The 19,722-nt window shown below is 54.8% G+C and carries 16 protein-coding genes and 1 riboswitch; of the genes, 3 read left to right on the forward strand and 13 right to left on the reverse strand.

Going from position 1 to position 19,722, the window contains the following annotated elements; genetic code table 11:
• Positions 1 to 1,295, reverse strand: a 1,295-nt coding sequence (locus SBI19_RS23085) for a polysaccharide biosynthesis protein (RefSeq protein WP_317971885.1), incomplete at its 3' end; no start/stop codon positions are given.
• A gap of 211 nt (positions 1,296 to 1,506) precedes the next feature.
• On the opposite strand from SBI19_RS23085, the gene SBI19_RS23090 reads away from it, so the two are divergent.
• A complete protein-coding gene (locus SBI19_RS23090; RefSeq protein ID WP_317971886.1) occupies positions 1,507 to 2,097 on the forward strand; it encodes a copper amine oxidase in 591 nt (196 codons plus the stop codon).
• A gap of 86 nt (positions 2,098 to 2,183) precedes the next feature.
• Positions 2,184 to 2,912 (forward strand): metal-dependent hydrolase, encoded by a 729-nt coding sequence (locus SBI19_RS23095; protein WP_317971887.1) that lies wholly within the window; start codon positions 2,184 to 2,186, stop codon positions 2,910 to 2,912.
• A gap of 541 nt (positions 2,913 to 3,453) precedes the next feature.
• Here the strand turns inward: SBI19_RS23095 and spoVT are convergent.
• The 12 genes from spoVT to SBI19_RS23155 form a co-directional block, all read right to left on the reverse strand.
• On the reverse strand, positions 3,454 to 3,996 hold the full coding sequence (gene spoVT / locus SBI19_RS23100; RefSeq protein ID WP_317971888.1) for a stage V sporulation protein T: 543 nt from the start codon (positions 3,994 to 3,996) through the stop codon (positions 3,454 to 3,456).
• A gap of 378 nt (positions 3,997 to 4,374) precedes the next feature.
• The gene (gene cbiQ, locus SBI19_RS23105) at positions 4,375 to 6,081 is read right to left on the reverse strand and encodes a cobalt ECF transporter T component CbiQ (RefSeq protein WP_317971889.1); all 1,707 of its coding nucleotides are present in this window, start codon (positions 6,079 to 6,081) and stop codon (positions 4,375 to 4,377) included.
• Positions 6,038 to 6,394, reverse strand: a complete 357-nt coding sequence (locus SBI19_RS23110; RefSeq protein WP_317971890.1) for a PDGLE domain-containing protein — start codon at positions 6,392 to 6,394, stop codon at positions 6,038 to 6,040. Before SBI19_RS23110 ends, cbiQ begins: the two co-directional genes overlap by 44 nt.
• Positions 6,366 to 7,025, reverse strand: a complete 660-nt coding sequence (locus SBI19_RS23115; RefSeq protein ID WP_317971891.1) for an energy-coupling factor ABC transporter permease — start codon at positions 7,023 to 7,025, stop codon at positions 6,366 to 6,368. Before SBI19_RS23115 ends, SBI19_RS23110 begins: the two co-directional genes overlap by 29 nt.
• Before the next feature lie 241 nt (positions 7,026 to 7,266).
• Positions 7,267 to 8,091 carry an ABC transporter ATP-binding protein gene (locus tag SBI19_RS23120; RefSeq protein WP_317971892.1) on the reverse strand — a complete coding sequence of 275 codons (825 nt, stop codon included), beginning with the start codon at positions 8,089 to 8,091 and terminating at the stop codon, positions 7,267 to 7,269.
• 12 nt (positions 8,092 to 8,103) lie between these two features.
• Positions 8,104 to 9,939 carry an allophanate hydrolase gene (atzF, locus tag SBI19_RS23125; RefSeq protein ID WP_317971893.1) on the reverse strand — a complete coding sequence of 612 codons (1,836 nt, stop codon included), beginning with the start codon at positions 9,937 to 9,939 and terminating at the stop codon, positions 8,104 to 8,106.
• Positions 9,939 to 13,637: an urea carboxylase gene (uca, locus tag SBI19_RS23130; protein WP_317971894.1), complete on the reverse strand. Its 3,699-nt coding sequence runs from the start codon at positions 13,635 to 13,637 to the stop codon at positions 9,939 to 9,941. Before uca ends, atzF begins: the two co-directional genes overlap by 1 nt.
• Positions 13,638 to 13,776: 139 nt before the next feature.
• Positions 13,777 to 14,424, reverse strand: a complete 648-nt coding sequence (locus SBI19_RS23135) for an urea amidolyase associated protein UAAP2 (RefSeq protein ID WP_483312328.1) — start codon at positions 14,422 to 14,424, stop codon at positions 13,777 to 13,779.
• 78 nt (positions 14,425 to 14,502) lie between these two features.
• A complete protein-coding gene (locus SBI19_RS23140; protein WP_317971896.1) occupies positions 14,503 to 15,228 on the reverse strand; it encodes an urea amidolyase associated protein UAAP1 in 726 nt (241 codons plus the stop codon).
• A gap of 30 nt (positions 15,229 to 15,258) precedes the next feature.
• The gene (locus SBI19_RS23145) at positions 15,259 to 16,152 is read right to left on the reverse strand and encodes an ABC transporter permease (RefSeq protein WP_317971897.1); all 894 of its coding nucleotides are present in this window, start codon (positions 16,150 to 16,152) and stop codon (positions 15,259 to 15,261) included.
• Positions 16,153 to 16,167: 15 nt separating this feature from the next.
• Complete coding sequence (locus SBI19_RS23150) at positions 16,168 to 17,175, reverse strand: ABC transporter substrate-binding protein (protein ID WP_317971898.1); 1,008 nt, start codon at positions 17,173 to 17,175, stop codon at positions 16,168 to 16,170.
• A gap of 55 nt (positions 17,176 to 17,230) precedes the next feature.
• Positions 17,231 to 17,393: riboswitch (guanidine-I (ykkC/yxkD leader) on the reverse strand.
• A gap of 619 nt (positions 17,394 to 18,012) precedes the next feature.
• A complete protein-coding gene (locus tag SBI19_RS23155) occupies positions 18,013 to 18,183 on the reverse strand; it encodes a hypothetical protein (RefSeq protein WP_317971899.1) in 171 nt (56 codons plus the stop codon).
• 80 nt (positions 18,184 to 18,263) lie between these two features.
• Between SBI19_RS23155 and SBI19_RS23160 the strand changes: the two genes are divergently transcribed.
• The gene (locus tag SBI19_RS23160) at positions 18,264 to 19,688 is read left to right on the forward strand and encodes an ABC transporter substrate-binding protein (protein ID WP_317971900.1); all 1,425 of its coding nucleotides are present in this window, start codon (positions 18,264 to 18,266) and stop codon (positions 19,686 to 19,688) included.
• Positions 19,689 to 19,722: the final 34 nt, after the last annotated feature.

Raw genomic sequence — 19,722 nt, forward strand, 5'->3', positions numbered from 1 at the left:
CCGTGCGCGGGCACGAGCGCGGCGTTCAGCGCCGCCTTCAGCGCAGCTGCGCCAAGCAGCAGCAGCGCCGGCAGCTTCACGCGGCCGCAGCCTTGAAGCACAGCCGCCGACACCGTCGAAACCGCCGCCGCAAGCGCCGTCAAGCCTATCCATGCAAAGGTTCCCGTCGCATGATCATCGGCGAACAGCATAACATTGATTGGCCTCGCAAGCAAGGCGATGCCTAGTGCCGCGCCCGTTCCAATCCACCATGAAGCCCTCAGTCCCAGCCCTGCTTGCTGACGTAATTCCTGCCAACGCTCTCCGCGGGCAAGAGCCAGTGACGGAACCATCGCCGATGCGGCAGCGCCGCTAATCATCGCAACAAGCTGGACAAGCGTCTGCCCACGGCTGTATAAGCCGAACTGCGCCATTGCCTCAGCCCCATGCAATCCCGTGCCGATTAATAGCCGCGGCACCATGAAGACGTCCACAACAGCTGCCAGCGGCACGACAATCGCACCGAACGCCATCGGAAAAGCAATACTGGCCAGCTCTTTCATCTCGACAGAGAGCCGCCGCTGCTTGTTCCTATGCGTCTGCTCCCACTTGGCATGGCACTCTGCGGATAAAGTCGCTGCCTGTTCACCATCTGCCGATCCTCTTGATCTGCGCTTGTTCCAAGCCATCAGCGCCATCGCCGCAAGGGCGCCTGCACCGGATCCAGCCATCGCGCCGGCAGCCAGCTCCGAGTCCTCCCACGCACTGGACAATCCCCATGCGAGCAGCGCCGCCATGACCGCTACTCGAACAAACTGCTCCACGACCTGTGAAGCTGCCGATGCAGCCATCTCATTGTGGCCTTGCGAATAGCCGCGAAGGGCCGACAACGCTGGAACGAACCATAGCGCGAAGGCAACGGAACGAATAGCCCCCGATGTGTTTGCATCGCCAACCACCGAGGCGATATACGGCGCTCCAAGCCACAGCAGGGCAAAGCCCGCCGCTCCGGAAGCGCCCAGCAGCCAGAGCGCTGCCCGCCTCGCCTGCAGCGCTCCCGCCCGATCTCCATCGGCGAGGCGTCTGGCGACGACGATCGCAACGGCCGGCGGCAGACCGGCCGTCGCCGCCACAAGCAGCAGCTGATAGAGCGGATACACCGCATTATAAATGCCGAAGACGCGGTCGCCGGCTAGATTTTGCAGCGGTATTTTTTGCAGCACGCCAAGCAGCTTGGACACCAGCATCGCCGCAGCCATCAGCAGGGCGCCGTTCCATGCTTGCTTATGCGCCTCTTGTCCCGTCACACTGTTCATTCTGATCGGTTACCTTCCATTCCATACGATTGCTTCATTATAACAGGAAACGACAGATAAGCGCCCTATCCACGGTCCTAACTCAGCGAAAATAAAGCGTTAACAAGCGCTAGAAATTTGTTGCGGAAAATAGCCGATTTTGTACAACTTTCCAGCGATTTGTGCATCTAACTAAATGTTCAAACAATTATGACTTAGAGGAGGTCCACCATTGAAGGCAAAGACGTTCAAAACCGTCCTCGTTTCCATTGTCGCGTTGTGCTGTTTCGGTGCTAGTGTCGTGTATGGGGATGCGCTGACGAAGAAAATCCGCGTTTTTGTAAACGGTCAGGAGCTGTTCAACCTTGGCGTTGTGGTCGATGACAGACCGTATCTTGCGGTTGATGCTGTCAATAAACAATATAAAGGGATTACGGCATGGGACGAGAAGAAGCAGACCGTCAGCATCAATACGCCTAACGTTCATATGATCACGAAGGACGGTAATTCGATTTTCGGCGGGGTGGATAAAGGCAAGAAGGTTTCCTTCAACGTATTCGCACAGATCGACTCTCTTGAGACCGACATCTCTTCTTTCAAAATCACGCTGGTCGATCCGTACGGCAGCGAGACGCTGATTGAAGAGCGCAAAACGGGTCAAAGCAATTTCCCCGACAAAGGGAAGACGAATTTCTGGATCAACAGCTCTGAGCTTACATACAAATTCACCGTCACCGGCGACTACACGGTACGCTTCTACATGAAACCTGTCGGAGACGATAATTCGTATATCGTTTCGGAGAAATTGATTATCTGCACGTAATCCGAAATATGCAAACATATGTTTGCATATGACTGCTTATTCCACTACAATAGGGATATCGCTTAGTTGAAAGGCGGTGTGCCCTATTGAAAGGCTCCTCGCATCTTGTCGTCAGCACCGGCATATCGCTCGCATTGACTGCACTAATCCAACCAACACTCACACCCATGGCGGCAGCAGCCGCCGTCATCGGCAGTCTGCTGCCGGATCTCGATGAACCGAATGGACTGCTCGCGAACCGTACGTTCCCGAAGGCGGCTATTCGTACGCTTCAAGTCGTTCTCTTGCTCGCAGCAGGAGCTGTCGTCTGGTTAACCAGCGCACAATATCCTTTGAACTTGGCCGCAGGCGCGGTCATTGGATTGTCCGCTTTCGCCTCCATCCGCTGGCTGCGCACAATGCTCATGCTTATCGTGGGCGGCGCGCTCACGGTTGGCGGCGTCATCTACGATACGCGGCTGTCCGCCGCCGGCTTGACGCTCGTCGTCAGCTCGCTCGTGCCGCATCGCGGGTTCACGCATACGTTGTACGCGACAGGACTGTGGACCGCCGCGCTTTATTGGATGGCGCCAGACGAGCTTAGCGTACCGATCGCCGGCGGCTTGTCGTACCTGCTCCATCTGCTTGCGGACGCCTTGTCGCAGCGCGGCATCCAGCCGCTGCCGCCGATTCCTTGGAAGCTCCGGGTCCCGCTCATGCGCTCGGGCAAATTCAGTGCCGCTGTTGTGGAGACGGCAGCCATCGGCTTTACCTTCATTCTCGTCTGGATCGTCTTCGTCCAGATGGGCTATTGGCGGCTGTGGATCGGCTTCTAGCCGATGACGGTATGACTGCCTGCATAGCTGGAATGTCTGCATGAAACAATAAACCTTTTCAAAGCTCGCATCCGTTTCGTCTCCGATGAGCAGCACGATGCACGAGCCTGAGAAGGTTTGTTTTGTTAGCGGTCTGCCGAGCATATTTAAACGGAACGGTTGCCAGAATGGCAATTGTCGTACAATCGTTAAGAATTGAACCTTAACGGTTGCATTAACCGTTAATGGAGGCTGCCAGCACTCTGTTCATCGAGAAATGATCCGATAAGCGCAATAGCAACCGTTCGTATCGGAAGCGATTCGTTTCAAACCAAATAAGCACTGTCACAACCTTCGGACCGCAGACTCGATCTGACAGATAGGCTGCACTACGCGCGCTGCAACTGTCGTCCGGAGGCTCCTGCGCCTCCTCGCACAACAAACAGCCTTCTCCCTGAACCGCGGCATCGGCCTGGCAGGGGAAGGCTGCATATGTGTATGAGAGTTGCGCGCGAGACTTAAACGCGGTCGCTCATCCTCGAATGGCCTCGGTAGAGGGTTTCTATTGCTCCATTTGCTTGCCGAGGAAGCCGGCAGCGGTCTCCGCCATCTTTTGTTCCATTTGCGACATCTTGACGCCGTCATCCTTCGAGAGCAGAACGACCGTTCCGATCGGATCTCCGCCTGCAATAATCGGCGCAGCGACGTAAGAAGCGAACGTCTCGTTGATGTCCTTGATCAGCTCGATGTTGCCGCTTGATGTCTCAACAACCGTCTTGCGATTTTCCATACAATTTTCCAGCACAGATCCAACCGACTTGTCTAGAAATTCCTTCTTGGATGCGCCGGCGACGGCGATAACGGTATCCCGGTCCGAGATAAGCGTGATATGGCCTGTGCTCTCGGACAGCGATTCCGCATATTCCTTCGCGAAGTCGCCCAGCTCGCCAATCGGGGAATACTTCTTCAAGATGACCTCGCCGTCGCGGTCCACGAAAATTTCGAGCGGATCGCCTTCGCGGATGCGAAGCGTCCTCCGTATTTCTTTCGGGATTACTACACGGCCCAGATCGTCGATGCGACGCACAATACCAGTTGCTTTCATGTCTTGTTGCCCCACTTTCCCTGAAGATTTTAAAGTCCACTGGTTACCTGCCGCCGGTAATCGCATTGTGAAGCGTGTCCTAATGACAAATGTATAAGCGTTGAGAAACCGCGTTTCGAGGTTGGTTTTATCGCCAACAAGAATTTGTTCTTTCCTATACCCCGGAAACCCATTAATTCTTATGTGGTAGAAAACCGCCGCTTGTCCGTCCGCTTATATCGAAGAAGGGATGCTTGGAACTTGACCATAGTATTCATCCCCTCCCATATTCTTATTCGTCGCCTTATCGGCGACAAAAAAGGCAAGGTGTTCGCCGTTTGGCAGCATTTATTCGGTCGTTACGCCGGCTGGGAATTCATCGCTGCATTGGGCTCGCAATTATCCTTCCCGCTGGCGTGTTTCTCCATCCATCCGGTTAACAGATCTTAATTTGAGCGCCTCGCTGCCCCGCATAACGAGCTGCCAGATCGCTTGTGCCGCGTCCTGAACCGTTCTTGGCTGAATATGTCCTTGATCCTGCAGCAGCCGGAATGGCCGCACCAGTCTTGGCAGATGCAGATCCGCGCTCGACAACAACTCGGGGTCGAACAGCAGGTCCGGCGTTCCGGAAGCGAGCAGCTTGCCTTCCTTCATCATTAGAATATCCGTTGCCCATTCCGCGGCAAAATCAACATCATGCGTCGCAACGACGATGGTTAATCCATTCCCGTGCATCGTCTCCAGCAGCTCCTGCAGCTGGTCGCGGCTCTTCGGGTCGAGGAACGCCATCGGTTCATCGAGAACGATGACATCCGGTTTCATGGCGAGAACGCCTGCAATCGCAACCCGCCGCTTCTGTCCATAACTGAGTTCGAACGGCGAACGGCCGTTGAAGCCATCGAGCCCGACGGCATGCAACGCCTCGGTCACCCGCTGATGTACCGCATGCTCATTCAGTCCGAGATTGCGCGGACCAAAGGCGACATCTTCGCCAACGGTCGGCGAGAAAATCTGATCGTCCGGGTCCTGATATACAACGCCGATTCGTTGTCTTAACAACGGTGCATTGCCGCTGGACATTCGCTTACCGAATAAGCTCACCTCACCAGAAGAGGGCTGCTCCAGCCCATTGAGCAGCGCAATGAGCGTTGATTTGCCCGCTCCGTTCGGACCCATCAGCGCCACCTTGGCTCCCTGCTCAATGTTGAAAGACATGCCGTTCAGCGCCTGGCGGTTCCCATAATGAAAGGTGACTTCCCTCACCTCAATGGCTGACGTCATAACGCCACCCTCCCTCATAATTGTCGATGTATCTGATGAATTTGATCGATCTGTATCAATGGCTGCTGCCGTAGCGCCTGAACGGATTGGTGTCATCCCCATCCCCCCGCCGAATCCGCCCCGCGCCGCAATCGACTGATAAATTCGCCCGCTCCGGCTGTATGCCCGAACGAACAGAACGCCGAGCAGTTCGCCTAATCGATGCCATGTCCTGCGTCTTCTGCGCCAGTCCTTTAATTGAAGACCGCGGGCGCGCTGCGCATGGAGCATCCCGCTCGCTTCGTCCCGAAGAAGTCCTGTATAACGCATCATAAGAACTGTCATCTCGAGCAGCACGGCAGGCATGCCAATGGCTCGAAGGCTCGCGATAAGCTGATACACCGGTGTTGAGAGGATCAAGTACGTTAGGAGCAGATTGGCGCATATAATCTTCAGCAGCAGGACAAGCGCATGCCTAGCTCCTTCCGCCGTCGCCGTCCAGCCGCCAACATGCATCAGCGCAGTGCCGCCATCCGGATGCTGGAACGGAACAAGCACGATCGTACCCAGCGCGAACGGAATGATAAGCAGCATGCGAGAGAGGATGGATCGCAGCGGTTGTCCGCGCCACAGCATCCACAATAACAAACATCCTGCCGCTCCACTAAGAACGGCAGGATGTCTGAACAGCATCAAGGTTGCCAATAATCCGAGCACCGACAGGACGCGTCTGCGTGACTTCCGAATCGGCTGCTGCTTGGGCGCAGCTTCAGCTGCGTTATGGTTAGTTGTCTCCATTGTGTCAGATGCGATCGATTCTTTCCCATTCATCTGTTCGCTGCTCATGACGCCCTCCTCCACTTCTCGTTAACGAACGAGTTAAACCAAATAAAACAACTGCCATGACGAGAATGCCGATTCCGCCCGCCAATCCAATCCGTACAGCCGTCCATGGGATGCCCGCGACCTCGTAGTCCGGAATGACAGCCAGCTCGTTAACGACTGTTCCCTTCTCTAAGAATCCATGGTCCTCCGCCACACGTTCCAAGCCGTCCGGATGCGGAGATGCCCAAGGCGACAACAGACAGGCAATCGCAATCGTAAGGAAGGCGAGTATGATCCACCGTTTTCTATGCTCGGTTACGCGATAGGCGTTCATGCCCCACTCCTCCTCCCGTCATGGCTGTGTTTCGCTCCATTAGATAACCGGTCACCAGCATCGTAATAAAACCTTCTCCGATTCCGATCAGCATGTGCCAGCCAACCATTGCGGTCAACGCTGTCGCCAGGTTGAAAGTACCGGACAATGCCAACAGGATAGCCACGCCCGCCGAGGCCGCCACAATGGATAGCCAAGCTGACATCCACGCGAAGATCGCTCTCCCTTTTCCTTTCAGAAGCTTAATACCTAACATATAGCTGCCATACCCTACAAAACAACCGATAAAGCCGGTACACAGCACATTTGCCCCAAGCGCCGTAATCCCGCCATCCTGATACACGACGGCTTGCACGAGCAGAACCGCCGTCATAACGATCGTACCGATCCATGGACCGAACAGAATCGATACCATCGTACCGCCGAGAAAATGCCCAGAAGTCGCGCCAGCAATAGGAAAGTTAATCATCTGCGCAGCGAAAACAAATGCACCCACAAGCGCAATAAGCGGCACTCGCTTCGGCTCCAGCGCAAGCTTCGCATGGCGAATGCTGTACGTTACAGCCCCTGCCGAGACCGCTGTTGTTGTAATCCACGTCTTCGCATCAAGAAACCCGTCTGGAATATGCATACGATAAATCCCTCAATTCTTATGTTAGATTATCTAACATCCTCGTTTTCCCATTATCATGCATCCCCTTCTGTTCGTCAAGTAGTTTGAAAGGATCATTTTGGTTGCGATTAGTTACTCCCTTGTCGGATTAGCCGGACAAAATGACGCATGCACCAATCCCGCCGCTGTCGATTAGCCATTAAGCTAATCCGAAAGCAAGCTTCGATTGGTGCATGCATTCATCGTGGCAAGCATCCATTTAGTCATGCTTCAGCAGCTGCGCCAGCTCGCGCTTCATCTGCAGAAACGCCGGTAGCTCACGCACATCTGCAGTCCGTTCTGCCGGAAGGTCTACGCGGAACTCTCGAATGATTCGTCCCGGATGCGCCCCCATCACGACGATGCGCTGCGACAAGAAAATTGCCTCGTCGATATCATGGGTAATGAACAAAACGGTCGTCTTCTCCTTCTCCCATACCTCAAGCAGCATCTCCTGCATCTCAACCTTCGTCTGTGCATCAAGCGCGCCGAATGGCTCATCCATCAGCAGCACTTTCGGACGATTCGCCAATGCCCGAGCAATCGCGACGCGCTGCTTCATCCCGCCCGACAGCTGCTTCGGATAAGCAGAAGCGAACTTCTCCAGACGGATGATCCGGAGCCAATGGCTGGAGATGCCGCGGCGCGCAAGCGTCGGAACGCCTTTGAGCTTCAGGCCATACTCAATATTCTCCCGAACAGTCAGCCATGGGAACAAAGTGTACCCTTGGAACACCATGCCGCGCTCTGCGCCAGGGCCGATAATATCCTCCCCGTCTATCATCAGCTCGCCGGAGGTTGCATCTTCAAGTCCAGCAACGATGCGCAGCAGCGTTGACTTGCCGCAGCCGGATGGGCCGAGAATTGTAACGAATTCGTTCCCGCCAATCGTCAGGTCGATGTCCTTAAGCGCTTGGAACTGGCTCTTGCGGGACTCATACACTTTCTGAAGGTTATGAATGGCGATCCTTCCACACTCCGCACCCGTGCTTTGCTGTGCACGCAGCTCATTCCCTACTGTCACTGCTTCGCTCGTCCTTTGCATCTGAACCCCTCCTTATGATGTCACACTGCTCCGTTGATTCTGATAAGCACGCCAGCCGCCCCACGCCGTAATATCGATCGCGGTCTGCTCGGCATACGCTTCGCAGATAAAGCCCGACACCTCTGTTCCATCCGCCAGCTCGACCTTACCGATACCAAGCGGCGCTGGAATAGCCGCAGTGAAACCGCCGAATGCCGCGACGGGCATCTCCCACACTTCCAAGGCGATCGACGCGCCGCCCTCTGGCAGCTTAATCAATCCCGGCTTCGCCGGCGTTGTAGCCAGCTCCAATAGCCTGTAACGCGCAGCCGTATAGGTTTCTTCTACGAAATGCGCTCCGCACCCCTGCATCTGCTGCTCCAACGGGAACCCTCGCATATGCAAGCCGCATACCGCAACCCGCATCATGGCCGCCGGCACTTCCACAGCAGAGGTTCCAGATTCATTACTCGCCGAAGTAGACTGTATGTCTGTGACAACATCATTCGTGCCTATTAACTCCCGCTCCCCGGCAAACCGCTCGGCAACTCCACGAATAAGACCTTCCTGTTCGGCCGTACCGAACAATGTTATGCCGAACGGCAAATCTTCGGCCGCCAGTCCGGCAGGCACCGCAACAGCGCACAGATCAAGCAAATTGCAGTGGTTCGTATAACGACCCATATCTCGGTTGCTGGCCAGCGGATTGTCACGAACCTGTTCACGTGTCCACGTGCCGCCGGCTGTCGGAAGGACGACCACTGCATCTCTTAGAAGCTCCAGCGCTTCGCGCTTATAGCGCTGCAGTTGGTGAATACCACTGAATAAGGAAGCGGCCGAGTATTGCTCCGCTCCAGCCCTGACGATCTGCTCCGTTATCGGATGTGTCGAACCTGGATTGGCTTCGATGAAGCTCTTCAGCCCTGCCCAGCGCTCCGCTACCCACGGCCCTTCATACAAGAGCGCAGCAGCAGCGGCAAATACGTTCGTATCCACGTATTGGACCGGGATGTCGATCGCCTTCAGCCGCTGAACAGCCCGGACCCACGCCGCTTCATATTCGGCGGCGAACGGACCGTAGAAGGATGGGGGCTCGACCGGCAGGAGCAATCGAGATGGCATTGCCGCATTCGGTGCCGGCAGGCGGCGCGACCATACATCCTCTGCATGATAACCTCGAGCCACAGCATCAACGGTATAAGCATCCGTAAGCTCTGTCGCGAATACCGTCACACAGTCGAGACTCTCACAAGCGGGCACAACGCCTTTCACTGGCCATGCGCCAAGGCTTGGCTTGTAGCCAACGAGTCCATTCAGCGCCGCCGGCACGCGGCCGGAGCCAGCCGTATCTGTACCGAGCGCGAACACCGCTTGGCCGCGTGCGACTGCAACGGCTGAGCCGGAGCTCGAACCGCCGCTGATCAGCTCTGACCGAAGCGCATTGTGCGTCTCGCCGTATGGGCTGCGCGTCCCGACGAGACCGGTGGCGAACTGGTCGAGGTTTGTTTTGCCGATCGGAATCGCTCCTGCTGCGAGCAGTCGCTCGACCACTACCGCATGTTCATCCGGCGTATAAGAGAAGTCCGGACAGGCCGCCGTCGTCGGCGCACCTGCCAGGTCGATATTATCCTTAATGGCGAATGGAATCCCCCACAACGCGCAGTCAGATGGATCCGTTGTCTTAAGCCATTCAAGATAGGGGCGAATCATCTCCATTGAAGGCGGCGTAATCCATATATTCATGTCCACGTCCGCTTCGGATCGGCGAATAATCTCCGCCATGACTTCCTCTGGCGTAATCGTCCCACTCCGATACTGCTCCTGCAGCCAACCGACCGTCAATCGCTCGGGCATGATCGTCTTCTGCATCAGACCGACACCTCCGCTTCAGCAGGCTGCAGGGCAACAATCAACTGCCCAGCCTGCACCGCATCGCCCGGCTTCACATAGTGCGCGCTGACGATAAACCCATCGCAAGGGGCCTGCTGCGAAAACTCCATTTTCATACTCTCTACAATAAGAAGGGCTTCGCCTTTCTTCACCCGCTGACCCGGCTCGACGAGCACCTTCCATACGCTGCCCGGCATGTTGCAGCGTACCGCTTCCGCGCCTTCCGGCAGCTCTTCTTCTCCCGCAGACTGCTGCGTGTCAGGCTCGGATACATATTCAGCAAGGCCAAGCTCGTGCCAACGATCCCGCTCCTCTTGGAACGCCGCCTGCTGCGTCTTGCGGAAGACATTCGCGCTGTCCGCAATCGAGTCCAGGAACTGCAAGTATTGACCAAGGTCGAATGACGTCTCCGTAATCGACACCTCATAACGGCCGCGCGGGAAGTCTTCCCTCAGCTGCAGCAGCTCATCGGCGCTGACCGGATAGAATTGAATCTGGTCGAAGAATCGAAGCAGCCACGGTTTGCTGTCCTTGAAGCTGTCTGTTGCGCTGCGCAGCCGATTCCACATCTGAATCGTCCGTCCAACGAACTGATAGCCGCCCGGACCTTCCATCCCGTATACGCACATATAAGCGCCGCCGATGCCGACCGCATTCTCCGGCGTCCATGTACGTGCCGGATTGTATTTCGTCGTAACGAGCCGATGACGAGGGTCAATCGGCGTCGCGACCGGCGCGCCGAGATAGACGTCGCCAAGACCCATGACCAGATAACTCGCTTCATAGACGATGCGCTTCACATCTTCGATCGAATCCAGACCGTTCACACGGCGGATAAACTCCAAGTTGCTCGGACACCATGGGGCATCCGGACGAACACCTTGCTGATAGCGCTCAATCGCCAGCTGTGTCGCAGGGTCATCCCAAGACAGCGGCAGCTTAATAATGCGGGAAGGCACTTGAATGGATTCGAGCGGCGGCAGCTCGCGATCCAGCTCCATCAGTCTCGCGCAAGCTTCTCGCATCGTCATACGCTCTCGGTCGACATGAACCTGCAGCGAACGGATGCCAGGCGTGAGGTCAACGACAGGGATCGTTCCATCTGCCGCAATCGCCTGCATGAGGGCATGCACTTGGAAGCGCAGCTTCAGATCAAGCTCCATAGGTCCGTATTCAACGAGCAGGTTCTCGTCTCCGCTGCACCGGATCGTAATCGGGAACGGACGGTTCACGCTCTCCTGTACGAGAATCGGATACTGCGGATCGAACGGCCGTTCAGCCGGCAAATTCATTGCCCGGGCAATAACCGCAACTGTGTCTACCGTCAATTGAGAAGTACCCAGCGCGTCCTCGCCGATCGCATTCAGCCATACATTCTGTGCATGGCGGAGACCATCCGCCTCTTCCAACGTCAGCAGACGGAATCGGACTTTATCGCCGGGACGCAGCTGACCGAGCTTCCAGAATTCTGCCGAAGCGGTCGTTACCGGGCAGACGAATCCACCGAGACTCGGGCCATCGGGCCCAAGCAATATCGGCATGTCGCCCGTCAGATCAAGCGTACCGACCGCATAGGCATTATCGTGAATGTTCGAAGGATGAAGTCCCGCTTCTCCTCCGTCTTCCCTCGCCCACAGCGGCGCAGGTCCGATCAGACGAACGCCCGTACGCGAGCTGTTGAAGTGTACTTCGTAGCTCGTTGCCGCAAGCTCTGCCAGGAACGCAGGCTTCAAATATTCCTGCGTGCTGTGCGGACCCGGGATAACGCCGATCGTCCACTCACGCGTCAATACCGGACGTTCGATTAATGGCAGTTCCGCCTGATAGGCACTCAGATCAACAACAGAACCAGAATCATCCGCACGTTCCCCTACCCGAACGCCAAGCACATCACCTGTACGCAGCGCCCGTCCGCCATGGCCGCCGAAGCCGCCAAGCGTAAACGTCGACGAGCTGCCGAGAATATGCGGCATATCCAGTCCGCCTGCTACGAGCAGGTAAGCACGCAGTCCTGTCTTCGCCTCTCCGAAACGAAGCACCTGTCCGCGCCTTGCAAGTACCGGCTTGTATAGCGGCACTTCGCCGCCATCGAGCTGCGCATCCATGTCTGCGCCGGTTAGGCAGATCCAGATGTCGCTGCGGAACGTGTAGGAACCTCCGCGCAGCGTCAGCTCGATGCCCGCCGCATCATCGGCATTGCCGAGCAGCCTGTTACCGATGCGGAACGACAGCGGATCCATCGGACCGCAAGGCGGCACACCTACATCCCAATGGCCTCTGCGGCCGGGGTAATCCTGTACCGTCGACTGCACGCCGCCATCGAGCACTTCAATCGCATGCTCGGATGGCTCGAAGCCGCTGAGCAGACGGGTGTACACATCGCCTTCAACAACAGCCTGCTCTTGCAGCAGCGACTGCAAGTAAGCTAAGTTCGTCGTAATGCCGTACATCCGCGCCTCCGACAGCGCCTTGATCAGCTTCGCAATCGCATCGGCGCGGTCGCGGCCGTGCACGATGATCTTCGCCAGCATCGGATCGTACAGCGACGTCACCGTAATGCCATCTCTCACCCACGTCTCATTGCGCGCAGCTTCCGAGAATACAGCCTGGTCCAACAGGCCGGCGCTTGGACGAAAGCTGTGATGGCAGTCCTCCGCATAGATGCGGGCCTGCATGCTGTGCCCCTGCGGCGTCGGCACGAATGAATCAAGTCCATGCAGCTCATCGGCCGCTTCTTTGACCATCCACTCCACCAGATCGATGCCGAGCACTTCCTCCGTTACGCCATGCTCGACCTGCAGCCGCGTATTCACCTCGAGAAAATAAAACTCGCTCGTCGACGGATCGTACAGAAACTCCACCGTCCCGGCGCTTCGGTATCCCGCCTCCGCAGCAAGACTGCGTGCCGCCTCGAACATCCGCTCACGCACATCCTGCGCCAGCTTCGGCGCCGGGCTCTCCTCAATGACCTTCTGATTGCGGCGCTGAATGGAGCAATCGCGTTCACCGAGCGCAGCGACTTCGCCGAACCGGTTGCCGAAGATTTGCACCTCGACGTGTCTCGCCTTGGCGATATATTTCTCCAGGAACACGCCGCCGTTCTTGAAGTTCGTCTCCGCCAGATGGCGGACCGATTCGAATGCATCCCGCAGTTCGCGTTCATCGGCGCACACGCGCATGCCGATACCGCCGCCGCCGGCGGTGCTCTTCAGCATGACGGGATAGCCAATGCCTGCAGCGGCGATTACCGCTTCTTCTAGCTCCGTAATCAGCGGTGTGCCTGGCGCAAGCGGCACGCCCGCCTTCTCCGCCAGCTCGCGCGCGGAGTGCTTCAGACCGAACATCTCCATCTGTTCGGGCGTCGGGCCGATGAACGCGATGCCGCGCTCGCGGCAGGCGCGGGCGAAGTCCGCATTTTCGCTCAGGAAGCCGTATCCGGGATGAATCGCTTGTGCGCCCGTCTGCTCCGCCACTTGCAGAATAAGCTCCGCATTCAAGTAGCTGTCCTTTGCCGCCCCTTCTCCGATCAGCACCGCTTCGTCGGCTTGATCGACGTGCAGACTGTCCTGATCGGCCTGGGTATAGACGGCCACGGAGGCGATGCCCAGCCTGCGCAGCGTGCGCTCAATGCGGACGGCGATGGCGCCGCGATTGGCGATAAGTATTTTGTCGAACATTATGATCCTCTCCATCCCCATGATTGCTTACGTCTACGACTATCTATCCGCACATGTTCACAAAGTTCGGTTGTCAGCACCGAGAAGGAAGATTCGATGCGACTTTGCTTCTTGTGCTGCTTCGTGACCAGTAAGCGGACTACTCGTTCCAGATCAGGACGCGCACCGGCGTCGGATTGTAGGCATTGCACGGATTGTTCAACTGCGGACAGTTGCTGATGAGCACCATCGTACGAGCAATCGCCTTCATCTCTACATAAGCGCCAGGCGATGAAATGCCGTCAGCGAACGTCAGTCCGCCATCCTCGGATACCGGCACATTCATGAAGAAGTTCACGTTCGGCGCCAGGTCGCGCTTCGTGTACCGATCATCTCCCTGCTTCGCCAGCTGGAGCATGAACGTATCGCGGCAGTTGTGCATATGCAGCTTCTCATGCGCATACCGGACCGTATTGCTCTGCGCCGAGCAGCTTCCTCCTACCGTATCGTGACGGCCGCATGTGTCAGCTACGATCTCGACCAGTGGTTTTCCAGATTCCGCTCTCAGCACGGAGCCAGTCGTCAAATAGATGTTCCCTTGTGCCGCAATCGTTGCGATCGCACTGTAGTGATCTTCCGGATTGTCCGCATCGTAGAACAGCGTATCCGCCGCTTGGTTTCCTTCCATATCGACAATGCGCAGCACTTGACCTGGCTCAAGCACTTTCATCCACCCGTCACCTGCCGGTATTACCTCATTCACAATTGCTACCGATCCTTCGCGCGGCAGCGACGCCGCTTCTCTCATGACTGACATAAGCGATCCCTCCCCATTCGATTGTGCAGCGTTCGTTCGCCGCCTTGCCTAGCGCTCTTCAGCTCTATCTCACACGCCCAGCAGCGTGTAATATTCCTGCGTATTCTCGAACGCGCGGCGATTCTCGCCTCTATGGTTCATACAGTAGTCGTTGTCCTCAACCGGTTCCGCCTGCAGCACTTCAATTAATACAGGTACGGAAGGGTATTCCGTTCGCGGATCCAGCGGGTTCGGCGTATTCGACAAGATGAGCAGCGTATTCATCTCCGTTCGAAGCGTCACCGATGCGCCTGCTGAGCAATGATCAACGTCATAGCGCATAGTACCCGAAGCATCAACCGCTACTTTGGAGAAAAGGTTAACGACCGGCATCATGTCTCTTGGCCGCAGCCCGTTGCGTACGAGCTCGACGGCGAAATTCTCCTGCCCGCTGCGCAGCCATTCATTCCGCTCCACTTGATAATTGGTGGTGCCATACTTCTCATCGGTCGCTTCCCTATAAGAGTAACCGCTGATCGGATCATGCCAGCCGAGGCTGTCTTCCACGAAGCTCGCCAACACGCGACCGTTGTCGCTCATCAGCACATTGCCTCGCGTATAATGCGCCGTATACTGAGCCTTCAGCGAATCCGGCATGTTATATCGTTCCGTAAGATCATCCGCGTGGTACAACTGAATAGCCACATTCGCCCCCGCTTCCAGTGCCGTGAATCGGATCAGCTTGCCGCGTCCGATCGTGCCCGACCATTTCCCGCCGGGACGTATCGTTGTGCTCCATAGTGCATTGCCTGCCATATTGAATGCCTCCTTATCGAATCGTTTATATTACACCCATGGGAAGAAACGTTTGTTCATTAGTGCGAATATTCTGTCACTTATTAGGCCAAGCAGTCCGATGACGATGATGCCTACGAAGATTTGATCGGTGTTAAGATACCGCTGCGCCTTCATAATGGCGTAGCCTAGACCGCTGTTGACCGCTACGAGCTCTGCAACGACGAGGTAAGTCCATGCCCAGCCGAGAATGAGGCGAAGCGTGTGCATGAGCTGCGGCTGAATAGCCGGCAGCAGTACCGTCTCAATGACTTTCCAGCGGCTTGCACCAAGCGTGAATGATGCCTGTACAAGATCATGCGGGACCCGTCGCACATTGTCGGCGACCATAAGAACGAGTTGGAAGAAGCAGCCGATAAAGATCAGCATCACTTTGGCCCATTCGCCGATACCGACCCACACCATAATAAGCGGAATGAATGCAACAGCCGGCATGTACCTTATAAACTCCATAGGCGGTTCAACGAACGCTTCTCCGAACTTGAATGTGCCTGCGAATATCCCGATTGGGATGCCGATTACGCAAGCCAGCAGGAAACCGCCCATGACGCGGAACACGCTGATGCCGATGTGATGCCAGTAGTCGGAGGTGCCGAGAAGGTGGATCATCTCGGTGAGCACTTTATCCGGCGTGGGCAGGAAGATCGGATTGACTGCCTCCGTGTAGCTAAGCGCTGACCAGAGAAGAAGCAGCAGCAGGAAGGAGGAGCCGGCCGTTATCGCGAACGGCCTTGGCCCAATCTCCTTGAATATTTGCATGCGATGCGGCTTGCGCCGCTTCGCCTTCGGCAAGGCCGCCGCTGACCCCGCCCCCGATGGAGGAAGGTCAGCGAGCGCCGCCGTTCTTGGTTCATTCGTTTGTTGTGCAGCTGTGGATGCGCGCATTGCGCTTCGCCTCCTTTATTGTCCTGACACGAACGATGAATCGAAGATCGCGTCGAAATCGTCAATTTTATCGATCATATCAAGCTTCTGCAGAAACTCCGCCGTCTTCTTAGCCGTGAATGCCAGCGAAGAATAGTCCTCTTGCTTGCCGAACGCTTGAACGTTGTCTTCCTTCGTAAACAGCTTGATGCTGTCGAGACCGAGCTTGAAGTCATCCGACGTCGTCTCCGCTTTCTCTGCCAGCAGCTTAACAGCCTCATCCGGATGCGCCTTGAAGTACTCCAGCCCTTCGAACCAAGCGTCAACGATATGCTGCACGTCGTCCGCGCGGTTCTTTACGACACTATCTCGGAACACGAGCAGATCGGGAATAAGACCCGGTGTATCTTTGGAAGAGAACAACACTTTACCTTTGCCCTCGTTAACCGCCTTCGTCTGGAATGGCTCCCACAGCACCGATGCATCGGTTTTGCCTGTAATGAAAGCCGGACCTGCATCATTGACGGTCATGTTCACAAAGTTAACATCACTTTCTTTCATTCCACTCTGCTCGAGCGCTGTCAGCAGCAGCAGATGGTCGACCGTTCCGAGCTCCGTCGCGACCGTTTTGCCAGCCAAATCCTTCACGCTCTGAATGTCCGGCTTCGCCACAATCGCATCGCCGCCATTCGAATTGTCATTCACGAGTACCGCCTTCAGGCCGATCCCCTTGGACACAGGTGCGAGCGTATCGCTCAGCGTCTGCGAGTTCGCATCCACCTTGCCGGTCGCGAGCGCCTGCAGCGAATCGCTGTACACCGGGAACCACTTCAATTCCACGTTCACGCCATGCTTCTCGAACAAACCCTGCTCCTCGACGAGGTACCACATATACCAGCCCGGCCAAGGGCTGAGGGCAATGGTAATCGGCTCATCCGCACCGCCCGCCGCCGTTTCCTTCGACGATCCGCCGCACCCTGTCAAGGCTGCGGACATCATAATCACAAGCACCATAGCTAGCATCCAGCCGCGAAATTTTCTCACCGACTCCACTCCTTTTATCTGTATCAAAGTATAAGAAAAAGCCTGGGAGACATGTGTCTCCCAGGCTTTTGTCCTTCCGTGTATGCGCACTCTCTGACCGCTTATTGCAGCGGCCGATCAGCTATCGCACGCCATCTCTCGGACCAGTCTTGAACCCTCTAACACATGCCTTTCGGTGTGCAATTTGGGGGATCAACGGAACCCTAGACAGCTTTGTCGTTCTATATCCTTGAAGCTCCCGGTTAGAAGGGGCTTGGTTAGAACCTTTATTTGGTTGTGAGGAAACCTAACACTTAACCATAGTCTATTGGTAAATTCATCATGTGTCAACACTTATGTTAGATAATATAACATCAATAAAATGACAATTTATTGAAAAAGTCGAATTTTGGGCCGAAAAGTCAGACAAAATGTCGAACGAGCGTTGTAAGTTCGTTGGCCTAACTGAGGGAGGAAAAGAGGGAGAGGACGGCCAAATGTCAGGTTTCATACGATTTTGGACCAAAAATAGGGTAGTACAGGTCGGTCAGTTTTCCCCGAACGAGCTGACAGAACAGGTCGCACATCGCCGCTTCTACCTCACCTACCTACACCAATAATTATAGTAATATTACCCAATTTTTCTAACAAATCCAATATCGATAATCAGGCCTCTATCCATGCAATATTAGCCTGTTGCGGTCTTCACCGCATTGGTTTTCGTGGTAATAGATGGTTGCAAGGAAGCGATGCTTACAGGAATTCCCCAGAAGCGATTACAAATCACCAGGTTCTTGTGAACTACATAACGGTCACCCTACGGTACAAAATCAAGAGCCTCCTCGATCGGCTCTCTTATTACACCGTCAAATACTTCCGTACCACTTCGTCGCTCAGTTGGTCCAACTCGCCTTCCCAAGCAACAGCGCCTTTATCGAGAATGTAGAAATAATCGCCCACGCTTCGGACGAACTCAAGACTCTGCTCGACGAGCATGAGAATAACGAGAATTCGTAAGGTTGTTTTCAAACCCGAACACCATTAGTATCTATTTATTAACATACTTTTGTTTCCATAAAATCAAAATAAAGAAAGAGGGTGAACGCAAGGTGAACAGAAATGCAATTGGAAGAAGTCCCCGAATTCAATTAATATTATCGCTGCTCTTGCTCCTGCTTATATCTGCATGCTCATCGGATGTCGACGACTCGTCCGATAACATCGACTATATGGATGACAGCCTATTTGATAATAATCAGAATGAGTTAACCATAGATAAGCTGGATATATGGTGGGATCAATCTTCCGGCATTCCTTTGAGTAGCTTCTTGGCTCCACAGTTGGAAAAACAATTCAAGGATACGGTATTCAAATACACCGAGTTCCACACGCCGTTTATATTTGCCTCCCCTGATAAAAGCGATCTGTTTGTGAAGCTTCGGTCGGCGCCTAGCCCTGATCTTATTATATTTAATAGCCGATTTCTTCCTTTGTTATTAGAGATCGGGTACTTGGACCCTATTATTAACAACCGAATCACTGATTTGAACATTCAGGAATCGGCATTAGCACAAATCAGCTCAACAGCACCTGATCACGAGTTGTATGCACTTCCGTACGGACAAAACGTAACTGGATTATTTTATAACAAACATATATTTGACGAGATGAATACCCCCTATCCAACAAACGGCATGACCTGGGAGGACGTCATTGCTCTTGCCCAGCGCATAACCAACCCTGAGAAATGGTCGTCACTCAATACTGCTGATTTTGACCTAGTAGCGAGCCAACTTCCAATTCACTTATATGACCCTGCGACACAGAAATTTGATTTCGAATCGGACGAATGGAAGAGGATGGAGAATTTCGTCAAACAGTTGAATGAACTTCAGAGCAAAGGGAAAAGTCTCGAAACATCTGCCAACAGCAGCATGTCCGCCTTCGCCACCGGCAGAATGGCTATGGTAGCAGGCTCCCTGTATGACGATACGTTATTGAAGCAGGGCTTCTATGATCAAGAGGACAGCAGAGTCTCTAATGGCGTGGAATGGGATGTTGTTAGCTATCCTGTGTTCAATGATGATAAGCTCCTAGCTCCAGCTGCTCAATCGCTGTATATCGGCATACCGCGCTCAGGAAAGAACAAGGAGAACGCCTACAAGGTTATGAAGCACCTATTGTCTGAGGAGGTGCAGGCCGATAATATGCGGAACGGACTAGCAAGCCTGCGGGCTGATTCCGTATCTTATGTCGATGAATTCGGGCAAGCATCATCATTACTATCAGGTAAGTCAACAGCATCGTTTTTTAAAGGGATGCAGGAAGGGACATACGACCCAAGTCTTGACGATTACTTCATCATGGGACACTGGCTTGAAAGCGTCGTTAACTCCGAGACTTTCTTAGCCGATCAAACCTTGGAAAGGGCAAAAGAGCATCTACGCAACGATATTTCGGATTATATAAAGAAACGAACGAAGCTCATCGATCAAATGAAAATAATGACAACCGAGCTGCAGGCAATCGAGTAGACAAACATTCCACCCATCAGCAAACCTGAAGCAT

The sequence above is a fragment of the Paenibacillus sp. CCS19 genome (assembly GCF_033239625.1).
Classification (GTDB): domain Bacteria; phylum Bacillota; class Bacilli; order Paenibacillales; family Paenibacillaceae; genus Paenibacillus_T.

What these genes read in the sequence shown, in the direction of transcription:
- SBI19_RS23145 (WP_317971897.1), bottom strand. Translation starts at nt 16,152, where the DNA reads ATGCGCGCATCCACAGCTGCACAACAAACGAATGAACCAAGAACGGCG.
- SBI19_RS23120 (WP_317971892.1), bottom strand. Translation starts at nt 8,091, where the DNA reads ATGCAAAGGACGAGCGAAGCAGTGACAGTAGGGAATGAGCTGCGTGCA.
- SBI19_RS23140 (WP_317971896.1), bottom strand. Translation starts at nt 15,228, where the DNA reads ATGGCAGGCAATGCACTATGGAGCACAACGATACGTCCCGGCGGGAAA.
- SBI19_RS23110 (WP_317971890.1), bottom strand. Translation starts at nt 6,394, where the DNA reads ATGAACGCCTATCGCGTAACCGAGCATAGAAAACGGTGGATCATACTC.
- SBI19_RS23135 (WP_483312328.1), bottom strand. Translation starts at nt 14,424, where the DNA reads ATGAGAGAAGCGGCGTCGCTGCCGCGCGAAGGATCGGTAGCAATTGTG.
- uca (WP_317971894.1), bottom strand. Translation starts at nt 13,637, where the DNA reads ATGTTCGACAAAATACTTATCGCCAATCGCGGCGCCATCGCCGTCCGC.
- atzF (WP_317971893.1), bottom strand. Translation starts at nt 9,939, where the DNA reads ATGCAGAAGACGATCATGCCCGAGCGATTGACGGTCGGTTGGCTGCAG.
- spoVT (WP_317971888.1), bottom strand. Translation starts at nt 3,996, where the DNA reads ATGAAAGCAACTGGTATTGTGCGTCGCATCGACGATCTGGGCCGTGTA.
- cbiQ (WP_317971889.1), bottom strand. Translation starts at nt 6,081, where the DNA reads ATGAGCAGCGAACAGATGAATGGGAAAGAATCGATCGCATCTGACACA.
- SBI19_RS23115 (WP_317971891.1), bottom strand. Translation starts at nt 7,025, where the DNA reads ATGCATATTCCAGACGGGTTTCTTGATGCGAAGACGTGGATTACAACA.